This is a genomic window from Flagellimonas onchidii, assembly GCF_004804315.1.
Classification (GTDB): domain Bacteria; phylum Bacteroidota; class Bacteroidia; order Flavobacteriales; family Flavobacteriaceae; genus Flagellimonas; species Flagellimonas onchidii.
The window spans coordinates 45,892-66,012 of record NZ_SRXX01000014.1 but is presented as its reverse complement, the minus strand read 5'-3'; the positions used below and the strand labels follow the sequence as shown (position 1 = coordinate 66,012).

Here is a 20,121-nt window from a genome sequence, read left to right as displayed (position 1 = left end):
CAAAGATACTCCTTGATTTTAATTTTTTTTGTTAAGCTTTTTAAAATGCTTGGGCATTAAAGGTCGTAACTTCCTTCAAAAACTCGAATTTTAATAGATGGTTTGGGGAGTTTCCCGTTCTTTTTAGTAATTTTACGTTTCATTTTAAGGTGTAGATGTTATGATTGCTCAAACTTTTTTTCTTGGTATAGTAGGACCTTGGCAGATTGCGCTTATCGTTGTGATAGTGCTTTTGTTGTTCGGAGGTAAAAAAATCCCTGAGCTTATGAGAGGCTTGGGCAGCGGTATCAAAGAATTTAAAGATGCCTCTAAAGAGGATGAAAAATTGGAGAGCGGAAAGGAGTCTGATTCCTAATCCCATTATACATTATTAGGTTTTTTCTTACGTAACTAATACCCCATACACAAAGGGTTTGTCGACGAAAAACCACATTTTTGACGGTTAACACGCCGTAATCCCCCCAATTCACAACAAAAAGTTATAAACGCTATTGGCATATTCTATTTTAGCGTTTGATACTGGCGTTATTATATAATGTTCGGTGTATTTGTCTATCACTAGGCCGTTGGCCAGTGCTGATGGAAACATTATGAGAAACCTCATTTTAACACTGACTCTTCTTTGTACGTTTGGGCTTAAGGCCCAAGAACTGTCCCTGCTACAGTTTGAGGACAATGACTTGTACGGCAATGAGGTTACTTCCAATAACAGTGCTTTGCCTTCCGCAACTCCATTCATTCGACAGCTAAATGGAATGAGCAACAAAGACCTTATCAGGTTTGTCAAGAAAAAAGGCGTTTCCGCAAAACTTATCCGGATGGCAGACGAATATTACGACAAAATGTGGTTTGCCGAAGCCGCCCGTGTCTACGATATTGTTCTGGAAAAAAGTAATGAGGAACATACTTTTAAACTTCTATCCAAGGCTGGGGACTCGCATTATTTTAGCGGCAACCTTGAAAAATCATACAAATGGTACCATGAACTGTATGAAAGGTTCACCGATGAAATCTCCGAGGATAGGTTTTTCAAATACACACACGCTTTAAAGGGAACGGGACGTTACCGACGAGCTGCCAAACTCACTAAGATGTTTCGTCAAAAAAGCGATGCTGGAATGGAGGACTCGGACATGACCCCAATGACCTTTAAAAACCCCGCACAAATCAAAATCAAAAATCTGGCGATCAATTCAAAATACTCTGATTTTTCGCCCATGTTCCATAACGATTCGGAGATTGTATATGCCTCTGCCCTCGACTCCTCATTCTTGACCACAAGACGTTATCGTTGGAATAATCAACCTTTCCTTGATCTATATGTCGCCCAAGGCGATGATAAGGGAGAAGATTTGACCAGTACCAAAAAATTCTCTAAAAAAATCAACACCAAATATCACGAAGCGTCCGTTGCTTTTTCTCCAGATCAAAAGACCATCTATTTTACCCGTAACAATTATGGCAAAAAATTGAAGCGAGGTAAAAACGGTGTCAATCACCTTAAAATTTACCGTTCAAAATTTGTTGATGGCGAATGGACAGAGGCTGTAGAGCTTCCTTTTAATAGTGAAAACCATTCCAATGGGCACCCATCCATCAGTCCAGATGGCACAAAAATGTACTTTGTGTCGGATAGACCAGGCGGCTATGGGGGTACCGATATTTATGTGGTGGACATTCTTGAAAATGGAAAGTTCTCTACACCCAAAAATTTAGGTAGAACCGTGAACACCCGTAAAAAGGAAATGTTTCCATACATCACCGAAAATTCCCTTTACTTTTCTTCGGATAGGAATATGGGTATTGGCGGGCTGGATATCTATCAAGCTGACTACGCTGGAGATGTTTTCGGAGTTGCGGTGAATATGGGAGAACCCATAAACAGTAACAGGGACGATTTTTCATACATCATAGATAAAAAAGGGGAGAAGGGATACTTTGCATCCAACAGAAAAGGCGGAAAAGGAGATGATGACATATACTCCTTTAAATTTTTGGAGAATTTGAATGTCATTTCAGGAATGGTTGAGGATGATTCAACGGGTGTCGCCCTAGCCGATGCCACTGTAGCGCTGTTCAACAAGGACAAGGTTATTGTTGCAGAAGCCAAAACTGGCCCCGAAGGCACTTATATTTTCAAAAACCTTAATCCTTTGACCAACTATACGGTGAAAACGGTGAAGAAAGGATATTTTGAAAATGAAGCCGAAGTAGCCACCAAAAACAATGTTACCGTTAGCATTTCGCAATCTTTAAAGAAGCTAAAGGAAATTATTATTGAAGAAAAAGAGGTCAAAAAGATAGATACCGAAAACATTTATTTTGGTTTTGACCGCTTCAATATTACATCGCAGGCCGCTGGCGAATTGGATAAACTTGTTGCCATTATGAAAGAATACCCCGAAATGGTCATAAAAATTGAATCCCATACCGATGCCATAGGTAAAAGGGCATACAACAAATACTTGTCCGATAGAAGGGCAAAATCTACCGAAGAGTATATTATCTCCAGAGGCATTGATCCTTCTCGCATTGAAAGTGCCATTGGGTATGGAGAAGAACGCCTACTGAACGATTGTGGTAACGGCGTGCGATGTTCCAGAACAAAACATCAAGAAAACCGGCGATCTGAGTTCATTATCGTCAGTATGTGATAAAAACATTAAAATAAAAGTCCCCGATTCGGGGCTTTTTTGTTTTATGACTCGATTCACTTTATGCGCCTTAGACCGAACTTACGTTCAACTTGTATATAAATTGGTTCATTTTTTACATTCCGACCCCTTGGTCGGTTTATTAAATGGCTTTGCTGAGCCATTCTAAGCACTATTCTCCCTTAATGATGCTAAGTGTGCCATTAAGTGAAGCCCAAATGAAGTCATAATATGTTTTACGATCAATCCAGTATGTCATCCCTTGCTTGACACGGAATCCACTTGGTCGGTCATTCCTCAACCACGTGTCGCTGAAGCTTTAGCGGTGGCACAACGCAGGAATCTTAACAGTATGGGCATGCTTCGACTACGCTCAGCATCCGTGTGGAATGACAATTACAGATGCAGAACCAAACTTCCAACTTCTACGTTTTATCCATGGCTCGAAGCTTCGGCCGTCATGTCCAAGCAATTCTGTCGAAGAAGACCAACACAATACTTTAGACCCTTCACCAATAGCCCGAAGCCTTGGCGAAGGGCCATCCGTCAATTGGCAGGCCAAAACCATTGATCATTACCCTACTTTGGTGGATTATAAACAATTACCATTTCGACATGAAAAAGATCACACATTTGGGATTACTTCTTGCTATAATCGCTATTCTCTTTTGGGCCTGCAGCAAGGACGACTCCGCCAAACCGACACCAGAAGAGGAAAACACCGCCCCCGTAATCGAGGTTGAGTCCATCAGCATGGCCGAGGACATTGTCTCAGGAGATGAAATTACGAAGATAACCGCCACTGATGATGATGGCGACAACCTTAAGTTCACTCTAACTGGTGAAAACCCTTTCGCCATATCCGAGCAAGGTATTTTGACCTTGGCCGAAGACCAGCAATTGGATTACGAGAGCACAAAAGAATACTCCCTTAATGTGAGCGTGAGCGACACTAAAACATCTGCCAGGCCACCTTTACCCTTAGCGTGACCGATGTCAATGAGCCTCCTGTATTCGAATTGGAGTCCTTCCAGTTCGGTGCTGATGAGGGCATTGCTCCGGCCCAGCCCATAGGTGCCGTGATCGCCACCGACCCTGAGGACGATGAACTTACCTACACCATGTCGGAGAATACCAACGACCTGTTCGTCATAGACCCTGTAAATGGGCAGATCAGTCTGGCCGAGGGCAAGAGCCTTGATTTTGAAGCTTTTGGTGAGGAAGAGCCCGTGTACCATATTATACCGTACAGGTATCCGATGCAGACGAGCTTACCACGAATATTCAGGTAAGTATCACCCTTGCCGATGGGGACGAGTTCCCGGTATTCGAAGATGAGGCCTATGCCTTTACTGTAAGCGAGGACCTGACCGCTGGCGAAAACATAGGAGAACCGGTCTCCGCCACCGACCCCGAGGGAGATACCATTGAATACAGCATTGGGGCGAACGCCAACGACCTCTTTGCCATAGATCCCGCCACCGGGCAGATATTACCCTGGCCCAGGGCAAAGCACTCGACTTTGAGGCCTTTAACGGCGAGGAGCCCGTGCACCACATCACAGTACAGGCCACCGACGGCGACAACAACATGGCTCAGGTGGTCGTGGCCATAACCGTTAATAACATTGTTGATTCCCTGGCAGAAGACCCAAACTCATTTGTGACCACTTGGGAGACCACTATGGACAATGAGCAAATTACAATTGGCATGAATCCTAATTACACTTATGATTTTACGGTGGATTGGGGCGATGGTAACATAGAGCAAATAAGCGGCTTTGGAGAAATTGGTGTTTCCCATTTTTACGAAACTTCTGGTGTTCACACAGTAGCCATTTATGGTGATTTCCCGGCTGTGCTTATGTTTCTTTCCTCAACAAAAGAAAAACTTTTGAGCCTTGAGCAGTGGGGCTCCATTGAATGGCAGAGTATGAACAGTGCGTTCTATGAATGCAAAAACATGATGTACAATGCCAAGGATGTTCCAGATCTTTCACAGGTGCAAAATATGAACGCCATGTTCGAAAATGCCGATGCCGTTACCAATCCAGACCTCAGTAATTGGGATACTACGAGTATCACACAGATGCCCAATGTGTTTGCCCTTACAGATGCCTTTAATGGGAATATAGAAAACTGGAACACAGAAAATGTAACTGCTATGGAAAGTATGTTTCAATCAGCGGCCAATTTCAATAGGGATTTAAGTGTTTGGAAAACAGGAAATGTCACTGATATGCGAACAATGTTCAGCAATTCATCCTTCAATGGTGATATTGGCGGTTGGAACATACAGAACGTAACAAACATGCTTGAAATGTTTACCAATTCTAAAATGTCTGCTGAAAACTATACTGCTACTTTAATAGGTTGGGCGGAGCAGACACCTGACATACAGCAGGGCGTTACATTGTCGGCACAAAACATCAATTTCTGTAGTGATGATGTTGATATAATGGATGCCATAGACACATTGACCAATGATCATGGCTGGATTATCACCGACGCTGGTGGCGTGGATTGCCCACAACCCTAATTAGAATCATAATATTTTAGAAAAGGCACCGTAGGCTTAGGTTTACGGTGTTTTTATTTTGTACAGGCTGTCATCCTGTGCTTGACACGGGATCCATTAAAGTGTAAGATTCCTTTTTTCAAAGGAATGACCTGACCTGAATGTTCGTGGTATTTCTTTTTTTTAAATGTCAATGGTCAGACTGCAGAATCAGAAGTATGAAGCCTCATGCCTAAAACCCACTACACATCATCATAGTCTACTTTCAAGGTGGGGGTGAGCGGATGGGCCTGGCAAGTCAAGATCAATCCTTCTGCCACTTCGCCATCAGTCAAAATTTGATTTTTTACCATTTCGGCTTTGCCTTCAGTAATTCGTGCAATACAGCTGCTGCACACACCACCTTGACATGAATAAGGCGCATCAATTTTTTCTTTCAAAACTGCATCTAAAACCAGGGCTTTTTTATCCATGGTAAAAGAAAAGCTTTCATCATCGACGGTCACCTCTATGTTGGTTTTTCCATCCAAATTTTCCGCAACGGTATCTTCAGTATCGGATGAGGTGAATAGCTCGAATAATATTTTGTCTTCGGCAACCCCATTGTTTTTTAGCGTATCCGAAACAGTATTGATCATAGCTTCAGGCCCACAGAGGTAAAAAGCATCAAATGTGGTTTCCTTGAACTTGTTTTTCACTATAAAATTGACCGTAGAAGTTTCAATTCGACCAAACAGGGAATTTTCCTCTTGAGAACGACTATAGACATATTTAACAAAAAACCTATTGGTATATTTATCTTGAAGCTCTTGAATAGCCTTTAGGTACATGGTTTCTTGAGGAGATTGATTACCAAAAACCAAAACGAAAGTATTGTCTGGATGACCTTCCAAAACGGTTTGGGCAATACTCATTATCGGTGTGATTCCACTTCCCGCAGCAAAGGCAACTATGTTTTTAACTGCAGTATTTTGTTCAAAAACAAAACGTCCTTCAGGATGCATGACCTCAATTTCATCACCCGATTTCAAACTTTCATTGGCATAAACCGAAAAGGTGCCGTTTGGTACTTTTTTAATTCCCACAGTAATCTTTCCTGAAGATGGCGCTGACGAAATGGAATAAGCTCTGCGAACTTCTTCTCCGTTTACCATATGTTTTAGGGTAATATATTGGCCAGCGGTAAAGGTAAAAGTGTCTTTAAGGCCATCTGGGATTTCGAAAGTCAAGGCAACTGCGTTTGGCGTTAGTGCATCTACGGCAGCGATTTTTAGTGAATGAAAGTCACTCATGGAAATTCAATTTTTTTGCAAAGCTACGGATTGCATTTGCCAAAATTAATACCTAAGATTTTTATGCATAAGAAATTTATGTATATTTGACCATGGCAAATTCCAAATTGTATAAAGGAAGTTTAAGCACCATTATTTTAAAACTGTTGGATGAACAGGGTAAAATGTATGGTTATGAGATTACCCAAAAGGTAAAGGAATTGACCAAAGGGGAACTGAAGATCACCGAGGGCGCCCTGTACCCTGCTCTGCACAAATTAGAAGCTGAAGGTCTATTGGACGTTGAAGTGGCCAAAGTGGACAATCGCCTTCGCAAATACTATAAACTAACGGAACAGGGTGAAAAAGAAACGGTAAACCGCTTGGCTGAACTGGAAGAGTTTATCCGCAATATGCAACAATTGGTAAACCCTAAATGGAACATTCAATGAAACTTTCGCACGAACAGGTTGATCTTATTGCCCGTTATCTAGAATCAAAGGGCTTGTTTCAGTTTGACATAAAGTATGAGGTCTTGGACCACATGACGCTTTCCATAGAAAATGCCATGAGTACCAAAAACATGAAGTTTGTCGATGCCTTTGATGAGGAACAAATCAAGTGGAAAGAGGAACTAGGCCCTTTTCAAAGTTGGTGGCTCGGAGACCGGATTAAAGGCCCAAAAATAGTGTTGGTTTCATACATCCGAAGCATTAAAAGAATATATTTGAAAACATTGTTTACAAGCTTAGCTGTTTTTACAGTTGCATACCTTTTTTTGAAAGCCCTAAGTTTTGATCAAGCGTCGTTCTTACCCCTAGTTGGAGTGATATACCTTTTTATTTTGGTAAGTATGCTGGTAGCATATTTTGGCATGAACCGTCAAGGTGTAAAAACAATTTCGGCTAGCCTATTTAGGTATACCATGGGTTATTATGGAATCTGGCTACTTGTTTTTAACCCTGTTTTTACAAAGCTGTATTGGATTTATCAAAATGACCAATTTATTGCGACCTTTTTGTTCATCCATATTTTTCTCTTGTGTTTTTCTTTCAATTTTATTGGGCTATTCATGGGTCATGCCAAGGTTTTAAAAATTAATAGAAAACTATGAAACTCTCCAGACAACAAATCAATTTTATTGAAGATTACTTGATTAAGAACAAAGTAAAGTTTTGGGATGTTCGAATTGAACTATTGGACCATGTGGCTACCGAAATTGAAGACCGAATACAACAAGGTCAAACATTTGACGATGCTCTTAAAGAGATACACCAAGCTTTTGGCAATAAGATGCGTTCCAAAAAATTGAATAAGAATCGTACGGAATGGATTTTTAATGAATCTATTTACGCAGATAATTCTGGGTACAAAAAATTGATTATGGAAAAGCAAAAGGAACTGAACCGAGGTTTCAGAAAATCATTGTTTACAAATTTACTGATGGTATTTAAGAACCCTTTGTTTTGGTTGATTTATGGGATTGTTGGGTTTTCTTTATTTCAATCGATTCAACACGCTACCAATGTTGATTTTATTAAAAAGATAATTTTTTTGTCCTTGTTTATAATTCCTGCAATTCAGATGGCAATACCTTTTCTTTTTTGTTTTAAAGGTAGCCGGCACAGTCTTTATTTGAACTTATTGACAACTTCATCCTTAATGTTGATGAATATACCCAATATTATGTTGTATTGGTGGGAAAGACCATCTCCTTGGGTTTATGTTTTTCTGTACACGACTTTGGCACCTATTCTTATTGCACAAACCTTAATGATTATCCAGCATTCAAAAAAATACAAACAATTCTACTTAAAATGGAAGAGGGCAAGTTGATAAGAAGTCTTTCAATAAGAAAAATATCAATCAACTTATTAAAACAGTCTTGACTAGAGTTAAGTAGCTGAATTTGTAACAAATCAGCATAACCAAATACTAATACTTCGAACTAAATACCAACCGATGTTCAAGCGATTTATAGACCTTCAGTGGAAAGCCTTTTTCAGATCTTCTTCCTTTGGGAAGAGCCTAGCGCTAAAAATTATCATGATTTTCTTTGGGATTTGGATGCTTGTTTCCTTGTTAAGCATGGGAGCTGGTCTATATTTTATTTTGCGGGATGTGTTTCCTCACGAGAACCCCATGTGGATATTGAGCAAGTACCTAGTGTATTGGGTGTTAATCGAACTCTTTTTTAGGTATTTCATGCAAAAATTACCTGTAATGGACGTTAAACCCCTGTTGTCCATGCCCATTAAAAAAAGTAGCATTTCACATTATATTTTGGGACGTTCCGGTTTCTCGGGGTACAACATTTTGGCCCTGTGTTTCTTTGTTCCTTTTGCTATTGTTTTAATGATCAAGGGATATCCCTCCTTAAATGTAGTGTTCTGGCTGGTTTCAATATTGTTCATTGTATTATGCATCAACTATGTAAATTTTATTGTTAACAAAAGTGATAAAGCCTTGATTGTTATAGGCGGAATAATTGCGGTTCTCTATGGGCTTGATTACTTTCAGGTTATTGCTGTAAAAGATTTCTTTGGACCCATTTTTCATGGGCTTTACCAATATCCCATAGCCGTGGCTGTTCCCATTTTGTTGGCAATCATAACCTACTGGATTAACTTTAGGTATTTGAAGAATAAGTTGTTTTTGGATGCCTCGTTACACATCAAAACAAAAGTGGCCAAGACTTCAGAATTGGCTTGGACAAGACGTTTTGGAGATATGGGCACCTTTTTACAGCTGGACCTTAAGATGATCTGGCGGAATAAAAGAACAAAAGTGCAAGTCTTTATTTCCTTGTTGTTTGTATTCTATGGACTCATTTTTTACCTGCAAGACATTTACGCCACCATGGTGCCCATGTTTGCATTTTTGGGGATTTTTATGACCGGTATTTTCGTTACCAACTTTGGACAATTCATTCCAGCTTGGGATAGTAGTTATTATAGTATGATGATGTCGCAAAACATCCCACTTCGTAAATATTTGGAGTCAAAAGCAAGCTTAATTTCCGTAAGTGTGATTACCATGTTTTTACTTACCATTCCTTATGTATACTTTGGATGGGATAAATTGGCCATAAACTTTGGAAGTGCCCTTTACAATTTAGGGGTCAATATTCCGATGATCCTATACTTTGGTTCCTATAATAAAAAACGAATTGATCTTGAGAAAAGTCCGGTTGGGAACATGCAGGGTTCCAGCGCAATCCAATTTCTAGTAATAATTCCAGTTTTGGGATTGCCCATTTTAATTTTTTCAGCATTTTATTACCTGATTTCTTTAGAAGCTGCAGTGTTGGCCCTCTCTCTTTTAGGAATCATTGGATTCGCTCTAAAGAACAAATTGTTGAATACAATAACCGAGCAATATCGAAGAAAAAAATATGGGATGATAGCCGGATTTAAAGAAAAGAATAGTTAAAAATATTGTTCCCGATTACTGAGCGTAGTCGAAGTATGAGAGAGCACTTAAAACATTGATAAATTATAAGATATGCGTCATTCTGAACTTGTTTCAGAATCTCAATCGATTAATTGTGAGACCCTGAAATGAATTCAGAGTGACGCAATAATTTGAAAATAAAAACTATATGATTACAACTCAAAATCTAACCAAAAAATATGGCTCACAACTGGTATTGAATGTCGAAGCCTTGGAAATCCCGAAAGGACAAAGTTTTGGATTGGTTGGAAACAATGGAGCAGGGAAAACTACTTTTTTTAGCTTATTGTTGGATCTAATTCAACCCACTTCAGGCAAGATCATCAACAATGAGGTGCAAGTAGACCAGAGCGAGGCATGGAAACCTTTTACATCGGCCTTCATCGATGAAACCTTTTTGATCGGTTACCTTACTCCAGAAGAATATTTTTACTTCATAGGGGACTTACGGGGTGCAAATAGGGCAGATGTTGACAAACTGCTATCCTCTTTTGAAGATTTTTTCCATGGTGAAATCCTTGGACAGAAGAAATACCTCCGAGACCTTTCCAAAGGAAATCAGAAAAAAGCAGGTATTGTTGCCTCATTTATAGGTAATCCGGAAGTGGTCATTCTGGATGAACCTTTTGCTAATCTTGACCCAACAACCCAGATTCGGTTAAAAGCCATTATCAAGGATTTGGCCGCTAAGCAGGATGTCACCGTTTTAATATCAAGCCATGACTTGATGCATGTGACGGAAGTTTGTGAACGTATCGTGGTTTTGAATAAAGGTGAAATTGTAAAGGATATCCAGACCTCTGCGGAAACCCTGAAAGAGCTTGAAACCTTTTTTGGAGAATAAAAAAGGCGATGGAACACATCGCCTTAATTGATTTAATATCTAAGGTTATGCGCCAAATACGGATGGATCATAAAAAAATTGTGCCTTTTTTATTTTTCCGTTTTCCACTTGGTACATGCAAAACTCTTCCATATTAACTCTTCCACCTTCTTTAAAAGTGACATCACTTGTCATGGGTACTACAAAGTGATTGCCCACAACAATCGGGTCTCCCACGGTTCCTCCATGGGCTTCTTCAATGGAACTGGCCCAATACTCATAACCTTTTAAAATATTATCGCGCCCTGTTGTGACCTCATTGGGTACTCCTGTCATTTCTACGCTAGTAGCGTCATCGGCGTATAGATTATACGCTTCTAGGTGTTTTCCTTCCCGGCAAAGACTTACTAATTTGTTTGCGACTTCTTGTGTTGTCATTTTGTACTTGTTTTTATGATTAATAAATAAACTTGTTGTCATTCGAACGCTTGGTTCAAATAGGTGTTCAAAGGTTTGATGGCCTTAAAATGGTTCAAGATCTCCTCTTCCAAATTTTCTGAATCGTAAAATGGCTCTAGTGGAAATTCGGCCATGGCGTAAAATTGTTTGTTATAGATCAAATCTGTTTTTTCTGCCGTCGGAAGCAAACTTTTATCCAATCGTTTTGCTTTTTCTCCACTTAACTGCCCAAAATTTTGAACAAATGCTGAATCGGTTGTGATTTTGATTAATTCGGAAGCGCTGGCCGCAATATGGTTTCTCAGCTTTGAAAGCTCAGGGGGGCGTAGCATAAAAAGACCGCCCCCAACATGGATACTAGTGGCATCAATGCCTAAATAATATCCCGGAAGGATGGATTTTTTTCCATTAGGTGAAAACCCCGCCTTTAAAATGTTATGGTATGGGGTTTTGTCTTTGGAAAAACGAACGTCCCTATTAATTCGGAACATAGCTTTTTTTGGGTCGGCAAGAATACGGTGATCCCAATTAGTAAGATTGCTCAATAAGGCTTCTAGAAGACCAAGAAAAGGTTCTTTGACATCATTTTCATATCGCTTTTTATTGGCGTGGAACCATTCCTTATTGTTGTTCTTGGCTAATTCTTTGAAAAAAGAAGTGTAGGTTTTGCTAATCATATGACCTGCATTTTAGTTGATTTCATTTTGGGTAATCGGTTTGGGCATAATTTCACATAAGGGATATAAGACATCCGTAAATTCCCGACAGTACGTGCTCTTTTTATGAAGCATTTCTGCTTCCGAATCCGTAAAGGTCATCACATGGGTAAAATAGGTTGGATCATCCTGTTGCTGAAATGATTTGTAAAACAAAGTCCCAGGTTCATTTTTTTCAATTTTTGAAATAAATTTCCCTACAATTTCTTTTACCGTTTCAATAGAATCCGGCCTCACCTTATAAGGTACAAAAACATGGATCATAGCTTATAATGTTTGAATGGTTTTGAGTGCTAAATGGGCCAGGTTTTCCCAATTGTCATGGTATTTATAGTCAACCTCGAACCATCCGGCCAAAGGCTTTTTCTTTTTGAACGGGTTGAATTCGGACACCTCAACGGTAAGCTTGTCCAAGGGATAGTCTTTCCCGAACCTGAACACCATTTTCTGTTTTCTGGAGAAGAAAGCAAATACCTTTTTGTTGTAATGAATAGCTGGAGAACTCATCATTTTACCTTCGGTTACCTCAGGGTACTTTAAGCAAAACTGTTCTCGGATTTCCATAAATTTTTCTAACTCCATATCCCAAAGCTACAAAAGAGGTTAAGGTCAGAATAAGGGGAAATAAGACACTTTTAAGGGTTGAATGTGCCAAGTATTACCATTACATTTATAACTTTAAATGTGTTGATTATGAAACATGTAAGTATTTTGGTGCCAAAAGGCAATGCCATTTTGAGCAATGTAGTGGGGCCATTTAAGATATTGATGGCAGCAAACCAGTTTTTGAAACAAACAGGAGCGAGAGAAGATGATTTTTTTGATATCCATTTGGTTGGATTGGAAAATGACTATCCCTTGTACGATGGCTTATTCAGTATTCATTGTAAAAGTACCATTGGAGATATAGAAAAAACTGATTTAATCCTTATACCAGCCCTTAGACCGGATAAGTTGGATGACGATTTGGAACAGAACAAAGATTTTATTCCTTGGATATTGCATCAAAGAAACGTTCATAATGCTGAAGTAGCAAGTATGTGTATGGGAGCCTTTGTCCTTGCGCAGACTGGACTGATAGATGGAAAACAATGTGCCACACATTGGGCAGGGATGGAGCTTTTCAAAAAAATGTTTCCCAAAGTGCATTTGGTTTCGAATAAAATTGTCACAGACGAAGATGGCATCTATTCCAGTGGAGGGGCATTTTCTTTTCTAAACCTTATGCTTCACCTTATTGAAAAATATTGCGGTAGGGCAGCAGCAATTTATCTTTCCAAGTTTTTTGAGATAGATATGGATCGTGTGGATCAAAACCAGTTTGCCATTTTTCAAGGCCAGAAAGATCATGACGACTCGGCAATCAAGGAGGCTCAAAAATATATTGAAAGCAATGTAAAGGATAAAATTTCGGTGGAAAAATTGGCCAAAAAGTATGCGATAAGTAGTCGAAACTTTGTCCGCAGATTTAAGAAGGCTACTCAAAACACTCCTCTGGAATATATTCAACGCGTTAAGATTGAAGCGGCCAAACGAAGCTTGGAATCCACGGAGCAAAATGTCAACGAGGTCATGTACCAAGTAGGCTATGCCGATCAAAAAGCCTTTCGCACCGTTTTTAAAAAATATGCAGGAATATCTCCTGTAGCGTACAAATCAAAATACAATCGTAGTAGGGTCAATTTTGAACGTCCCACAGCTTGGTAATGTGTAGTTTTAGATGATTGGATTAATGGAATTTTGAGGTGAAGATTTCCCAGAAATAACTGTAAATCGAGCGGAAGTGCGTTTTGCATAGCAAAAAGGAGCATGGAGCGAATGAATTTACCAGTGGTTTTGTGATTTTAACACAAAAATTTCCTTGAAATCTTCTTGAATTTTTGGTTCGTTTTGTTTCAAGACAAAATGAACGAATCATCCAACGAACCAGAGCGTGATAGCCAAATAATATCTAAACGAAATTATCTTGAACAGATGTTGTTTAGTCGCATGTTTAACTGATAAGATAAAATAATTGCATTTTACCGATGAGCCTTATAATAAACTGAGCGTTTTTCAGTTAAGGTAAAACACGATTACCTATAATTTTGAAGCTTCAACATCAAGTTTTTATAATCTCTCTATTGGCGGGAGTCTTTTTTAACTCCTGTTCCACAAAAAAGGATGCCTTTATAAATCGTAATTGGCATGCCCTAAAGACCAAGTACAATGTGTTGTACAATGGCAATATTGCCTTTGAGCAAGGAAGAGAGGAACTTAATTCAAACTACCGAGATGATTTTTGGGAAATCCTTCCCGTAGAACGCCTCGAGGTTACAGAGGAAATCAAACTAGATTCGGAGGACAATAACCCCAACTTTATAATTGCGGAGGAGAAGGCCACAAAAGCCATTCAAAAACATAGTATGGACATTAAGGATGAGGAACGCAACCCTCAGACTGATGAGGCATTTTTGTTATTGGGAAAGGCACGATACTTCGACCAACGCTATATTCCAGCTTTAGAATCCTTCAATTATGTGCTTCGAAAATATGTTGAGAGTGATAAATTAAATGAAGCCACTATCTGGCGTGAAAAGACCAACATGCGCTTGGATAATCCAGAGTTGGCCATCAAAAATCTAAAAAGACTTTTCAAATATGAAAGCCTAAAAGATCAGGAATATGCAGATGCCAATGCGGTATTGGCCCAGTGTTATATTGATTTAAAAGTCAGGGATACGGCGATACAAAAATTAAAGATAGCCCAAGCTTATACCAAAAAGAATGCTGAAAGAGGAAGATACCTATTCATCATTGGGCAGCTATACAACCAACTAAGACATAAGGATAGTGCTAATTATGCTTTTGACAAGGTGATTGCGTTGAACAGAAAATCGCCACGGGTTTATATGATCAATGCACATCTCAAAAAAATTCAGAACACTGAGGTTACCGATGCAAATCGAGAGGAACTGTTGGAGTACTTGACCGACTTGGAAGAAAATCGCGAAAATCGACCCTTCCTTGATAAAATCTATCGGGAGATTGCCCAATACCATATGGCCAATGAGTCCGACAGCCTTGGCATAGCTTATTACAATAAATCCTTGTCCACCAATAAAACAGAGCGCAAATTAAATGCGTTGAACTATCAAAGTCTGGCCGATTATTATTTTGACATGGATGAGTACAAAACAGCTGGAGCTTATTATGATAGTACGTTGACCAACCTTGTGGTAAACACCAAAAAGCACAGGAGCATAAAAAAGAAGTTGGACAACCTCGAGGATGTAATTAAATATGAGGACATTGTACAGCATACCGATAGTGTGATCACCTTATATGAAATGCCGGAAGCAGAACGCAAAGCTTATTTTGAGGATTTCATTGCCGAACTCAAACGCAAGGAAGAGGAAGCGACCCAAAAAGAATTGGAAAGAACAACGGCTGGGTTTGCGGCCTTTGCCGAAACCAAAGGAGGAAAAGAAAATAGAGGGAAGTTCTATTTCTATAATATTACCAGCTTGGGCTATGGCAAAAATGAGTTTAGGACCCGTTGGGGCAATCGTGCACTGGAGGATGATTGGCGCTGGAGCAATAAAGCAAGGTTACTGCCATCCGAAGCTACAGGACAGGATGTTGCAGCTGGAGTCCAATCCAATACCGACATATCTGAAGATCAGAAATACTCCGTAGATTTTTATTTGGAACAAGTACCTACTGACTTTACCGTTATTGACAGTCTTAGAGGCGAAAGGAACTTTGCTAATTATCAGTTAGGACTGATTTATAAGGAAAAATTCAAGGATAACCTGCTGGCCGCTGCAAAGTTGGAACGGGTCTTAGACCTTGAACCAGAAGAAAGGCTGATACTTCCATCCAAATACAATCTTTTCAAAATTTATGAGGAAACAGGAAGCCCTTTGGCCGACAATATGAAGCAGGATATTATCACTAATCATCCTAACACCCGTTATGCCGAGATATTGCTCAATCCACAAGTGGTTTTGGAAGGTAATGCCGATAGTCCAGATGCTCAATATGCTGCTCTTTATAAATTATATGAAAAGCAACAGTACCTTCAAGTAATAACCCTGTCCCAGGAGTTTATCAATAAATTTACCGGAGACCCGATTGTTCCAAAATTTGAAATGTTGAAGGCAAATGCAATAGGACGTCTACAAGGGTTCGAAGCCTTTAAAGAAGCTCTCAATTATGTGGCATTGACCTATCCGAATAACGTCGAAGGCAAAAAAGCCGAACAAATTGTGGCCAATCAGTTACCTAAATTGGAATCCAAAGTCTTTTTGGATGATGCATCAAAAGGGAATTGGAAAGTAGTATTTCCATTCAAAATACGAGATAACGAAAAAGCTTTGAAACTTAAAAAACGATTGGAAGAATCGATTAAGGATTTGAACTACAAAAACGTTGTTTCCAAAGACATATACAATTTGGAAGATCAATTTGTCGTGGTTCACGGTTTTAGATCTAAGGATTTTGCCCTAGGCTATGCAGAGCTTATAAAAAAGAATAAGGACTACCGAATCAACGATGAGAATTTTGTAGTTTTATCCAACAATTACAAAATCATTCAGGTCCACAAGAATTTAGAATCATACAAAGAACATATTTCAACCCCAAAACCCTAGAACACAATGTTTTCAGATAACAAAAAACCTCGACCTATGACAGAATTTGGAGGACAGCCCAATAGAATTGAAAAGAACACCAAAATAAAAGGAAACATCACTTCCGAAGCAGATTTCAGAATTGATGGGAAATTAGAAGGTAACGTGAAAACCTCAGGCAAGATAGTTATCGGTAAAGATGGCTACATCAATGGAAAAGTAGAATGCGTAAATGCGGATATTGAAGGAAAGTTCAACGGTGAATTGGCTGTTAAGGACTTGCTTTCGCTAAAGGCATCTGCCATCATCGAAGGTACGGTAAGCGTTTCTAAATTAGCTGTTGAGCCAGGTGCTACATTTAACGCAGCCTGTACCATGGGCAAAGGAGTAGTCGAAGCTGCTTCAAGCACATCTAAGCTGCAGTCTGCCAAAGCAAATGAGCCAGCAAAAGTCTCCTAAGAAGAAAAAACCCTTAAATTCCTATGCAAGATTTTCGGGAATTGCCTTCCAAATGATTGCAATTATTGGAGGGGGAACTTATTTAGGTGTTTTTTTAGACGAAAAGTTTCCTAACGAACACTCTGTTTATACTGTTATTTGTTCTTTATTTGCGGTTTTAATTTCTATATATTTTGTGATTAAGCAAATTATAAAGATGTCTAATCGTTGAATACCATGGCAGATTCTTTTAAAAAGCGTCAATTGCTTTTTATAGTGCAATTAGTTGTTGGAGCTGTAATTCTTTATTTGCTACATGCATATTTATTGAATGCCCTGTTTTCTGAAGAGGAACTTATCATACCCTTGTGGAATGTCTATGTCTTTCACACAATATCAGTATTAATAGTCTATTCTATTATTAATTTTCGATTTTCAAATGGGCAAACTCAAGTCTTTAATGCGTTTATTTTATTGATGGTGTTAAAGATGTTTTTGGTTGTTCTATTTCTTTTGCCATTGTTCCTTTCCGAGGCTCCAAATAAGATTGGAGACGTCACTAATTTTTTTATTCCTTATTTCGTTTTTTTAGCATTTGAAGTTTACAGTATTAATCAATTTTTAGCCCATAAATAATCGGTGTTATTATTGTTTGTCAGTTAATATAATGTGATGTACATTTGCACCGAATTTTTAGAAGGGTATTTTTTAATCTGACGAACGAATGCGAATAAGTACTTTTGGCGCAGTTTTTTTAGGACTTTTACTTGCACTGCCTATTGCTGGTTTTGCCAACTATAAAGATGACACAGAATCAGATAAAAAATTTGACCCCAATAAAATGATCATGCATCACGTAAAAGATGCTCATGAATTTCATGTTATCGACTTCAACGGCAAACCTATTTCAATTTCTTTGCCCATAATTTTATGGACGGATAATGGCCTGACATCATTCATGTCAAGTAAGTTTCATCATGATGATAGCGGTAAAGTGGTCGTGGAGAAAAATGGCGAAAAATTTGTCAAGTTCCACGAGAAAATATACAAGTTAAATGAAGGTGCGGCTTCAATAGAATTTGATGACAAACACCATCCTGTAAATGCCTCAAAACCATTAAACATTTCAATTACTAGAAATGTATTGATGATGTGGGTTTCTGTATTGGTGCTTATTATAATATTTACTTCAGCTGCCAGGGTGTATAAAAAATCAGAAAATAATGTGCCTACAGGTATCGCCGGATTTATTGAGCCTTTAATTGTTTTTGTTAGGGACGATATCGCAAAGCCAATGATAGGTGAGCATAAGTATAAAAGGTATATGCCTTATTTGTTGACTATTTTCTTTTTTATTTGGATTAATAATGTTTTTGGACTTATACCAATCCTAAACGGAGCTAACCTAAGCGGTAATATCGCATTTACACTTACGTTGGCTGTTTTCACTTTTATTATTACAATATTTAGTGGCAATAAAAATTACTGGAAACATATTTTCTGGATGCCCGGTGTGCCAGTGCCAATGAAAATATTTTTAATGCCAATAGAATTGATAGGCATTTTTACAAAGCCGATTTCTCTTATGATTCGTCTTTTTGCCAATATAACAGCAGGTCACATTATCATCTTGGCCTTAATGTCATTGATTTTCATTTTTGAAACGATAGCGGTAGCACCAATTTCTGTTTTGTTCTCATTGTTTATTACAGTTATTGAAATTGTTGTGACAGCTATACAAGCATATATTTTTACAATATTGTCTGCCCTTTATTTTGGAATGGCAACAGAAGAAGAACATCATTAATTTAAATTTTGTAGTATGACTATTTATGGAATCGCAGCTATTGGTGCTGGTTTAGCGGCTATCGGAGCCGGTGTTGGTATTGGTAACATCGGAGGAAGAGCTATGGAAGCAATGGCTCGTCAGCCAGAAATGCACGGAAAGATTCAGTCTTCTGCGCTAATTCTTGCTGCTTTCGTTGAAGCGGTAGCGTTATTCGGTGTGGTTGTTGCTCTATTGCAAGCAGCTCCTGCAGCCTAAATGATTTTGATAAGGAAGCAACGGTTGGTTGCTTCCTTATCTATTGCTTATAATAGTTAAGACAAAATTTGAATTAGTTAAAAACACTAAGAAATGGATTTAGTAAGCCCAGGGTTTGGATTGGTCTTTTGGACAGCAATTACATTTTTAATCCTTTTGGGGATTTTAAGAAAGTTTGCGTGGAAACCTATTTTAGGTGCCGTAAGTGAAAGAGAGGAGTCTATAAAAAGTGCATTGCAGTCTGCTGAGGATGCCAAAAAAGAAATGCAAAATCTTCAGGCGGACAACGAACGTATCCTGAAAGAAGCAAGAGCTGAAAGAGACGCTATGCTCAAAGAAGCAAGAGAATTGAAAGAAGGTATCATTTCCGAAGCAAAAGAGCAGGCTAAATCTGAGGGAGATAAGATGATTAAGCAGGCCCAAGCTACTATCGAAAGCGAAAAGAAAGCAGCCGTTGCCGATATCAAAGAGCAGGTAGCCAATCTTTCCATCGATATTGCGGAAAAAGTAATCAAAGAAGAATTGTCCGATAAAAAGAAACAACAAAAGTTGGTTCAGGATATGTTGGGTGATATCAAATTGAACTAGGAAGATGAACGAGAGTAGGGCAGCCATACGCTACGCAAAAGCAACCTTGGATTTCGCTATCGAAAAGAAAGCGGCAGATGCCGTTGAAAAGGATATGCGGGAGATTTCAGCCACCATTTCTGAAAACACGGAGCTCCAGAATCTTTTGGAAAGCCCTGTGGTAAAAGGGGAGGTAAAGAAAAGTTCCTTGCAAAAGATTTTTAAGGGGTCCAGTGAAATCACAAAAGGCCTAATCGGAACTTTGACCGATAACAAACGAATTGCGTTGCTGCAAGAGGTGGCCTTAAAATATATCATTCTACATGAGCAGTTAAAAGGTGAAGATGTAGCCTACGTGACTACTGCGGTTCCTTTGACAGCTGATTTAGAGAAAAAGATTTTGGGAGAGGTAACTAAAATTACTGGCAACAAGGTTACCATTGAAAATAAGATTGATGAAAGCATCATAGGAGGATTTGTACTTCGCGTTGGCGATTTGCAATATGATGCAAGTGTTGCCAACAAATTGAACGGATTAAAAAGAGAATTTACAAATAGTCTATAAA

Annotated in this window: 25 protein-coding genes; 20 read left to right on the top strand and 5 right to left on the bottom strand. The window is 38.9% G+C overall.

Going from position 1 to position 20,121, the window contains the following annotated elements; translation table 11 throughout:
• Window positions 1-160: 160 nt before the first annotated feature.
• The 6 genes from E4661_RS14625 to E4661_RS14600 all read left to right on the top strand — a co-directional run bounded on the left by E4661_RS14625 (window position 161) and on the right by E4661_RS14600 (window position 5,192).
• The gene (locus E4661_RS14625) at window positions 161-355 is read left to right on the top strand and encodes a Sec-independent protein translocase subunit TatA/TatB (RefSeq protein ID WP_136468203.1); all 195 of its coding nucleotides are present in this window, start codon (window positions 161-163) and stop codon (window positions 353-355) included.
• 193 nt (window positions 356-548) lie between these two features.
• Window positions 549-2,654 carry an OmpA family protein gene (locus tag E4661_RS14620; protein WP_240751491.1) on the top strand — a complete coding sequence of 702 codons (2,106 nt, stop codon included), beginning with the start codon at window positions 549-551 and terminating at the stop codon, window positions 2,652-2,654.
• A gap of 262 nt (window positions 2,655-2,916) precedes the next feature.
• The gene (locus E4661_RS14615; protein ID WP_136468202.1) at window positions 2,917-3,225 is read left to right on the top strand and encodes a hypothetical protein; all 309 of its coding nucleotides are present in this window, start codon (window positions 2,917-2,919) and stop codon (window positions 3,223-3,225) included.
• A 44-nt stretch (window positions 3,226-3,269) separates the two neighbouring features.
• Entirely contained in the window at window positions 3,270-3,644 is a 375-nt protein-coding gene (locus tag E4661_RS14610; protein WP_136468201.1) for a cadherin repeat domain-containing protein, read from the top strand.
• Window positions 3,641-3,946, top strand: coding sequence for a cadherin repeat domain-containing protein (locus tag E4661_RS14605; protein WP_136468200.1), 306 nt, complete (start codon window positions 3,641-3,643; stop codon window positions 3,944-3,946). The genes E4661_RS14610 and E4661_RS14605 overlap by 4 nt, the downstream gene beginning before the upstream one ends.
• Before the next feature lie 256 nt (window positions 3,947-4,202).
• Window positions 4,203-5,192, top strand: coding sequence for a BspA family leucine-rich repeat surface protein (locus E4661_RS14600; protein ID WP_136468199.1), 990 nt, complete (start codon window positions 4,203-4,205; stop codon window positions 5,190-5,192).
• Between the two features lie 221 nt (window positions 5,193-5,413).
• Here the strand turns inward: E4661_RS14600 and E4661_RS14595 are convergent, their stop codons facing one another.
• Entirely contained in the window at window positions 5,414-6,463 is a 1,050-nt protein-coding gene (locus E4661_RS14595; RefSeq protein ID WP_136468198.1) for a ferredoxin--NADP reductase, read from the bottom strand.
• Between the two features lie 92 nt (window positions 6,464-6,555).
• Between E4661_RS14595 and E4661_RS14590 the strand changes: the two genes are divergently transcribed.
• The 5 genes from E4661_RS14590 (at window position 6,556) to E4661_RS14570 (ending at window position 10,739) form a co-directional block, all read left to right on the top strand.
• Window positions 6,556-6,894: a PadR family transcriptional regulator gene (locus E4661_RS14590; RefSeq protein ID WP_136468197.1), complete on the top strand. Its 339-nt coding sequence runs from the start codon at window positions 6,556-6,558 to the stop codon at window positions 6,892-6,894.
• Window positions 6,891-7,556: a hypothetical protein gene (locus tag E4661_RS14585; protein WP_136468196.1), complete on the top strand. Its 666-nt coding sequence runs from the start codon at window positions 6,891-6,893 to the stop codon at window positions 7,554-7,556. Before E4661_RS14590 ends, E4661_RS14585 begins: the two co-directional genes overlap by 4 nt.
• Window positions 7,553-8,278: a hypothetical protein gene (locus tag E4661_RS14580; protein ID WP_136468195.1), complete on the top strand. Its 726-nt coding sequence runs from the start codon at window positions 7,553-7,555 to the stop codon at window positions 8,276-8,278. Before E4661_RS14585 ends, E4661_RS14580 begins: the two co-directional genes overlap by 4 nt.
• 126 nt (window positions 8,279-8,404) lie before the next feature.
• Entirely contained in the window at window positions 8,405-9,874 is a 1,470-nt protein-coding gene (locus E4661_RS14575; RefSeq protein WP_136468194.1) for a DUF5687 family protein, read from the top strand.
• Window positions 9,875-10,043: 169 nt separating this feature from the next.
• Complete coding sequence (locus E4661_RS14570) at window positions 10,044-10,739, top strand: ABC transporter ATP-binding protein (RefSeq protein ID WP_136468193.1); 696 nt, start codon at window positions 10,044-10,046, stop codon at window positions 10,737-10,739.
• A gap of 45 nt (window positions 10,740-10,784) precedes the next feature.
• On the opposite strand, the gene E4661_RS14565 is transcribed toward E4661_RS14570, so the two are convergent.
• The 4 genes from E4661_RS14565 to E4661_RS14550 are packed head-to-tail and all read right to left on the bottom strand — an operon-like array spanning window position 10,785 to window position 12,475.
• Window positions 10,785-11,156 carry a nuclear transport factor 2 family protein gene (locus E4661_RS14565; RefSeq protein ID WP_136468192.1) on the bottom strand — a complete coding sequence of 124 codons (372 nt, stop codon included), beginning with the start codon at window positions 11,154-11,156 and terminating at the stop codon, window positions 10,785-10,787.
• 38 nt (window positions 11,157-11,194) lie between these two features.
• Window positions 11,195-11,854, bottom strand: coding sequence for a DUF2461 domain-containing protein (locus E4661_RS14560; RefSeq protein WP_136468191.1), 660 nt, complete (start codon window positions 11,852-11,854; stop codon window positions 11,195-11,197).
• 12 nt (window positions 11,855-11,866) lie between these two features.
• Complete coding sequence (locus tag E4661_RS14555; protein ID WP_136468190.1) at window positions 11,867-12,157, bottom strand: putative quinol monooxygenase; 291 nt, start codon at window positions 12,155-12,157, stop codon at window positions 11,867-11,869.
• 3 nt (window positions 12,158-12,160) lie between these two features.
• Window positions 12,161-12,475 (bottom strand): hypothetical protein, encoded by a 315-nt coding sequence (locus tag E4661_RS14550; protein WP_136468189.1) that lies wholly within the window; start codon window positions 12,473-12,475, stop codon window positions 12,161-12,163.
• Between the two features lie 111 nt (window positions 12,476-12,586).
• Here E4661_RS14550 and E4661_RS14545 point away from each other — a divergent pair, with 111 nt between their 5' ends.
• From E4661_RS14545 to atpH, 9 genes are all read left to right on the top strand, one after another.
• On the top strand, window positions 12,587-13,600 hold the full coding sequence (locus tag E4661_RS14545; RefSeq protein ID WP_136468188.1) for a GlxA family transcriptional regulator: 1,014 nt from the start codon (window positions 12,587-12,589) through the stop codon (window positions 13,598-13,600).
• Window positions 13,601-13,980: 380 nt separating this feature from the next.
• A complete protein-coding gene (gene porW, locus E4661_RS14540) occupies window positions 13,981-16,527 on the top strand; it encodes a type IX secretion system periplasmic lipoprotein PorW/SprE (protein ID WP_136468187.1) in 2,547 nt (848 codons plus the stop codon).
• A 6-nt stretch (window positions 16,528-16,533) separates the two neighbouring features.
• The gene (locus E4661_RS14535) at window positions 16,534-16,965 is read left to right on the top strand and encodes a bactofilin family protein (RefSeq protein ID WP_136468186.1); all 432 of its coding nucleotides are present in this window, start codon (window positions 16,534-16,536) and stop codon (window positions 16,963-16,965) included.
• Window positions 16,943-17,176 (top strand): AtpZ/AtpI family protein, encoded by a 234-nt coding sequence (locus E4661_RS14530; protein WP_136468185.1) that lies wholly within the window; start codon window positions 16,943-16,945, stop codon window positions 17,174-17,176. Before E4661_RS14535 ends, E4661_RS14530 begins: the two co-directional genes overlap by 23 nt.
• 5 nt (window positions 17,177-17,181) lie before the next feature.
• Window positions 17,182-17,580, top strand: a complete 399-nt coding sequence (locus E4661_RS14525; protein WP_136468184.1) for a hypothetical protein — start codon at window positions 17,182-17,184, stop codon at window positions 17,578-17,580.
• An 88-nt stretch (window positions 17,581-17,668) separates the two neighbouring features.
• Window positions 17,669-18,751, top strand: a complete 1,083-nt coding sequence (gene atpB, locus E4661_RS14520) for a F0F1 ATP synthase subunit A (protein ID WP_136468183.1) — start codon at window positions 17,669-17,671, stop codon at window positions 18,749-18,751.
• 15 nt (window positions 18,752-18,766) lie between these two features.
• On the top strand, window positions 18,767-18,988 hold the full coding sequence (gene atpE, locus E4661_RS14515) for an ATP synthase F0 subunit C (RefSeq protein WP_054559962.1): 222 nt from the start codon (window positions 18,767-18,769) through the stop codon (window positions 18,986-18,988).
• Window positions 18,989-19,081: 93 nt separating this feature from the next.
• The gene (locus E4661_RS14510) at window positions 19,082-19,576 is read left to right on the top strand and encodes a F0F1 ATP synthase subunit B (protein WP_136468182.1); all 495 of its coding nucleotides are present in this window, start codon (window positions 19,082-19,084) and stop codon (window positions 19,574-19,576) included.
• Window positions 19,577-19,580: 4 nt separating this feature from the next.
• The gene (gene atpH / locus E4661_RS14505; protein ID WP_136468181.1) at window positions 19,581-20,120 is read left to right on the top strand and encodes an ATP synthase F1 subunit delta; all 540 of its coding nucleotides are present in this window, start codon (window positions 19,581-19,583) and stop codon (window positions 20,118-20,120) included.
• Window position 20,121: the final 1 nt, after the last annotated feature.

Excerpts from the sequence above, each read along its gene's own strand:
- E4661_RS14625 (WP_136468203.1), top strand. The coding sequence starts at position 161 with ATGATTGCTCAAACTTTTTTTCTTGGTATAGTAGGACCTTGGCAGATT.
- E4661_RS14610 (WP_136468201.1), top strand. The coding sequence starts at position 3,270 with ATGAAAAAGATCACACATTTGGGATTACTTCTTGCTATAATCGCTATT.
- E4661_RS14595 (WP_136468198.1), bottom strand. The coding sequence starts at position 6,463 with ATGAGTGACTTTCATTCACTAAAAATCGCTGCCGTAGATGCACTAACG.
- E4661_RS14590 (WP_136468197.1), top strand. The coding sequence starts at position 6,556 with ATGGCAAATTCCAAATTGTATAAAGGAAGTTTAAGCACCATTATTTTA.
- E4661_RS14585 (WP_136468196.1), top strand. The coding sequence starts at position 6,891 with ATGAAACTTTCGCACGAACAGGTTGATCTTATTGCCCGTTATCTAGAA.
- E4661_RS14580 (WP_136468195.1), top strand. The coding sequence starts at position 7,553 with ATGAAACTCTCCAGACAACAAATCAATTTTATTGAAGATTACTTGATT.
- E4661_RS14575 (WP_136468194.1), top strand. The coding sequence starts at position 8,405 with ATGTTCAAGCGATTTATAGACCTTCAGTGGAAAGCCTTTTTCAGATCT.
- E4661_RS14570 (WP_136468193.1), top strand. The coding sequence starts at position 10,044 with ATGATTACAACTCAAAATCTAACCAAAAAATATGGCTCACAACTGGTA.
- E4661_RS14565 (WP_136468192.1), bottom strand. The coding sequence starts at position 11,156 with ATGACAACACAAGAAGTCGCAAACAAATTAGTAAGTCTTTGCCGGGAA.
- E4661_RS14560 (WP_136468191.1), bottom strand. The coding sequence starts at position 11,854 with ATGATTAGCAAAACCTACACTTCTTTTTTCAAAGAATTAGCCAAGAAC.
- E4661_RS14555 (WP_136468190.1), bottom strand. The coding sequence starts at position 12,157 with ATGATCCATGTTTTTGTACCTTATAAGGTGAGGCCGGATTCTATTGAA.
- E4661_RS14550 (WP_136468189.1), bottom strand. The coding sequence starts at position 12,475 with ATGGAGTTAGAAAAATTTATGGAAATCCGAGAACAGTTTTGCTTAAAG.
- E4661_RS14545 (WP_136468188.1), top strand. The coding sequence starts at position 12,587 with ATGAAACATGTAAGTATTTTGGTGCCAAAAGGCAATGCCATTTTGAGC.
- E4661_RS14535 (WP_136468186.1), top strand. The coding sequence starts at position 16,534 with ATGTTTTCAGATAACAAAAAACCTCGACCTATGACAGAATTTGGAGGA.
- E4661_RS14530 (WP_136468185.1), top strand. The coding sequence starts at position 16,943 with ATGAGCCAGCAAAAGTCTCCTAAGAAGAAAAAACCCTTAAATTCCTAT.
- E4661_RS14525 (WP_136468184.1), top strand. The coding sequence starts at position 17,182 with ATGGCAGATTCTTTTAAAAAGCGTCAATTGCTTTTTATAGTGCAATTA.
- atpB (WP_136468183.1), top strand. The coding sequence starts at position 17,669 with ATGCGAATAAGTACTTTTGGCGCAGTTTTTTTAGGACTTTTACTTGCA.
- atpE (WP_054559962.1), top strand. The coding sequence starts at position 18,767 with ATGACTATTTATGGAATCGCAGCTATTGGTGCTGGTTTAGCGGCTATC.
- E4661_RS14510 (WP_136468182.1), top strand. The coding sequence starts at position 19,082 with ATGGATTTAGTAAGCCCAGGGTTTGGATTGGTCTTTTGGACAGCAATT.
- atpH (WP_136468181.1), top strand. The coding sequence starts at position 19,581 with ATGAACGAGAGTAGGGCAGCCATACGCTACGCAAAAGCAACCTTGGAT.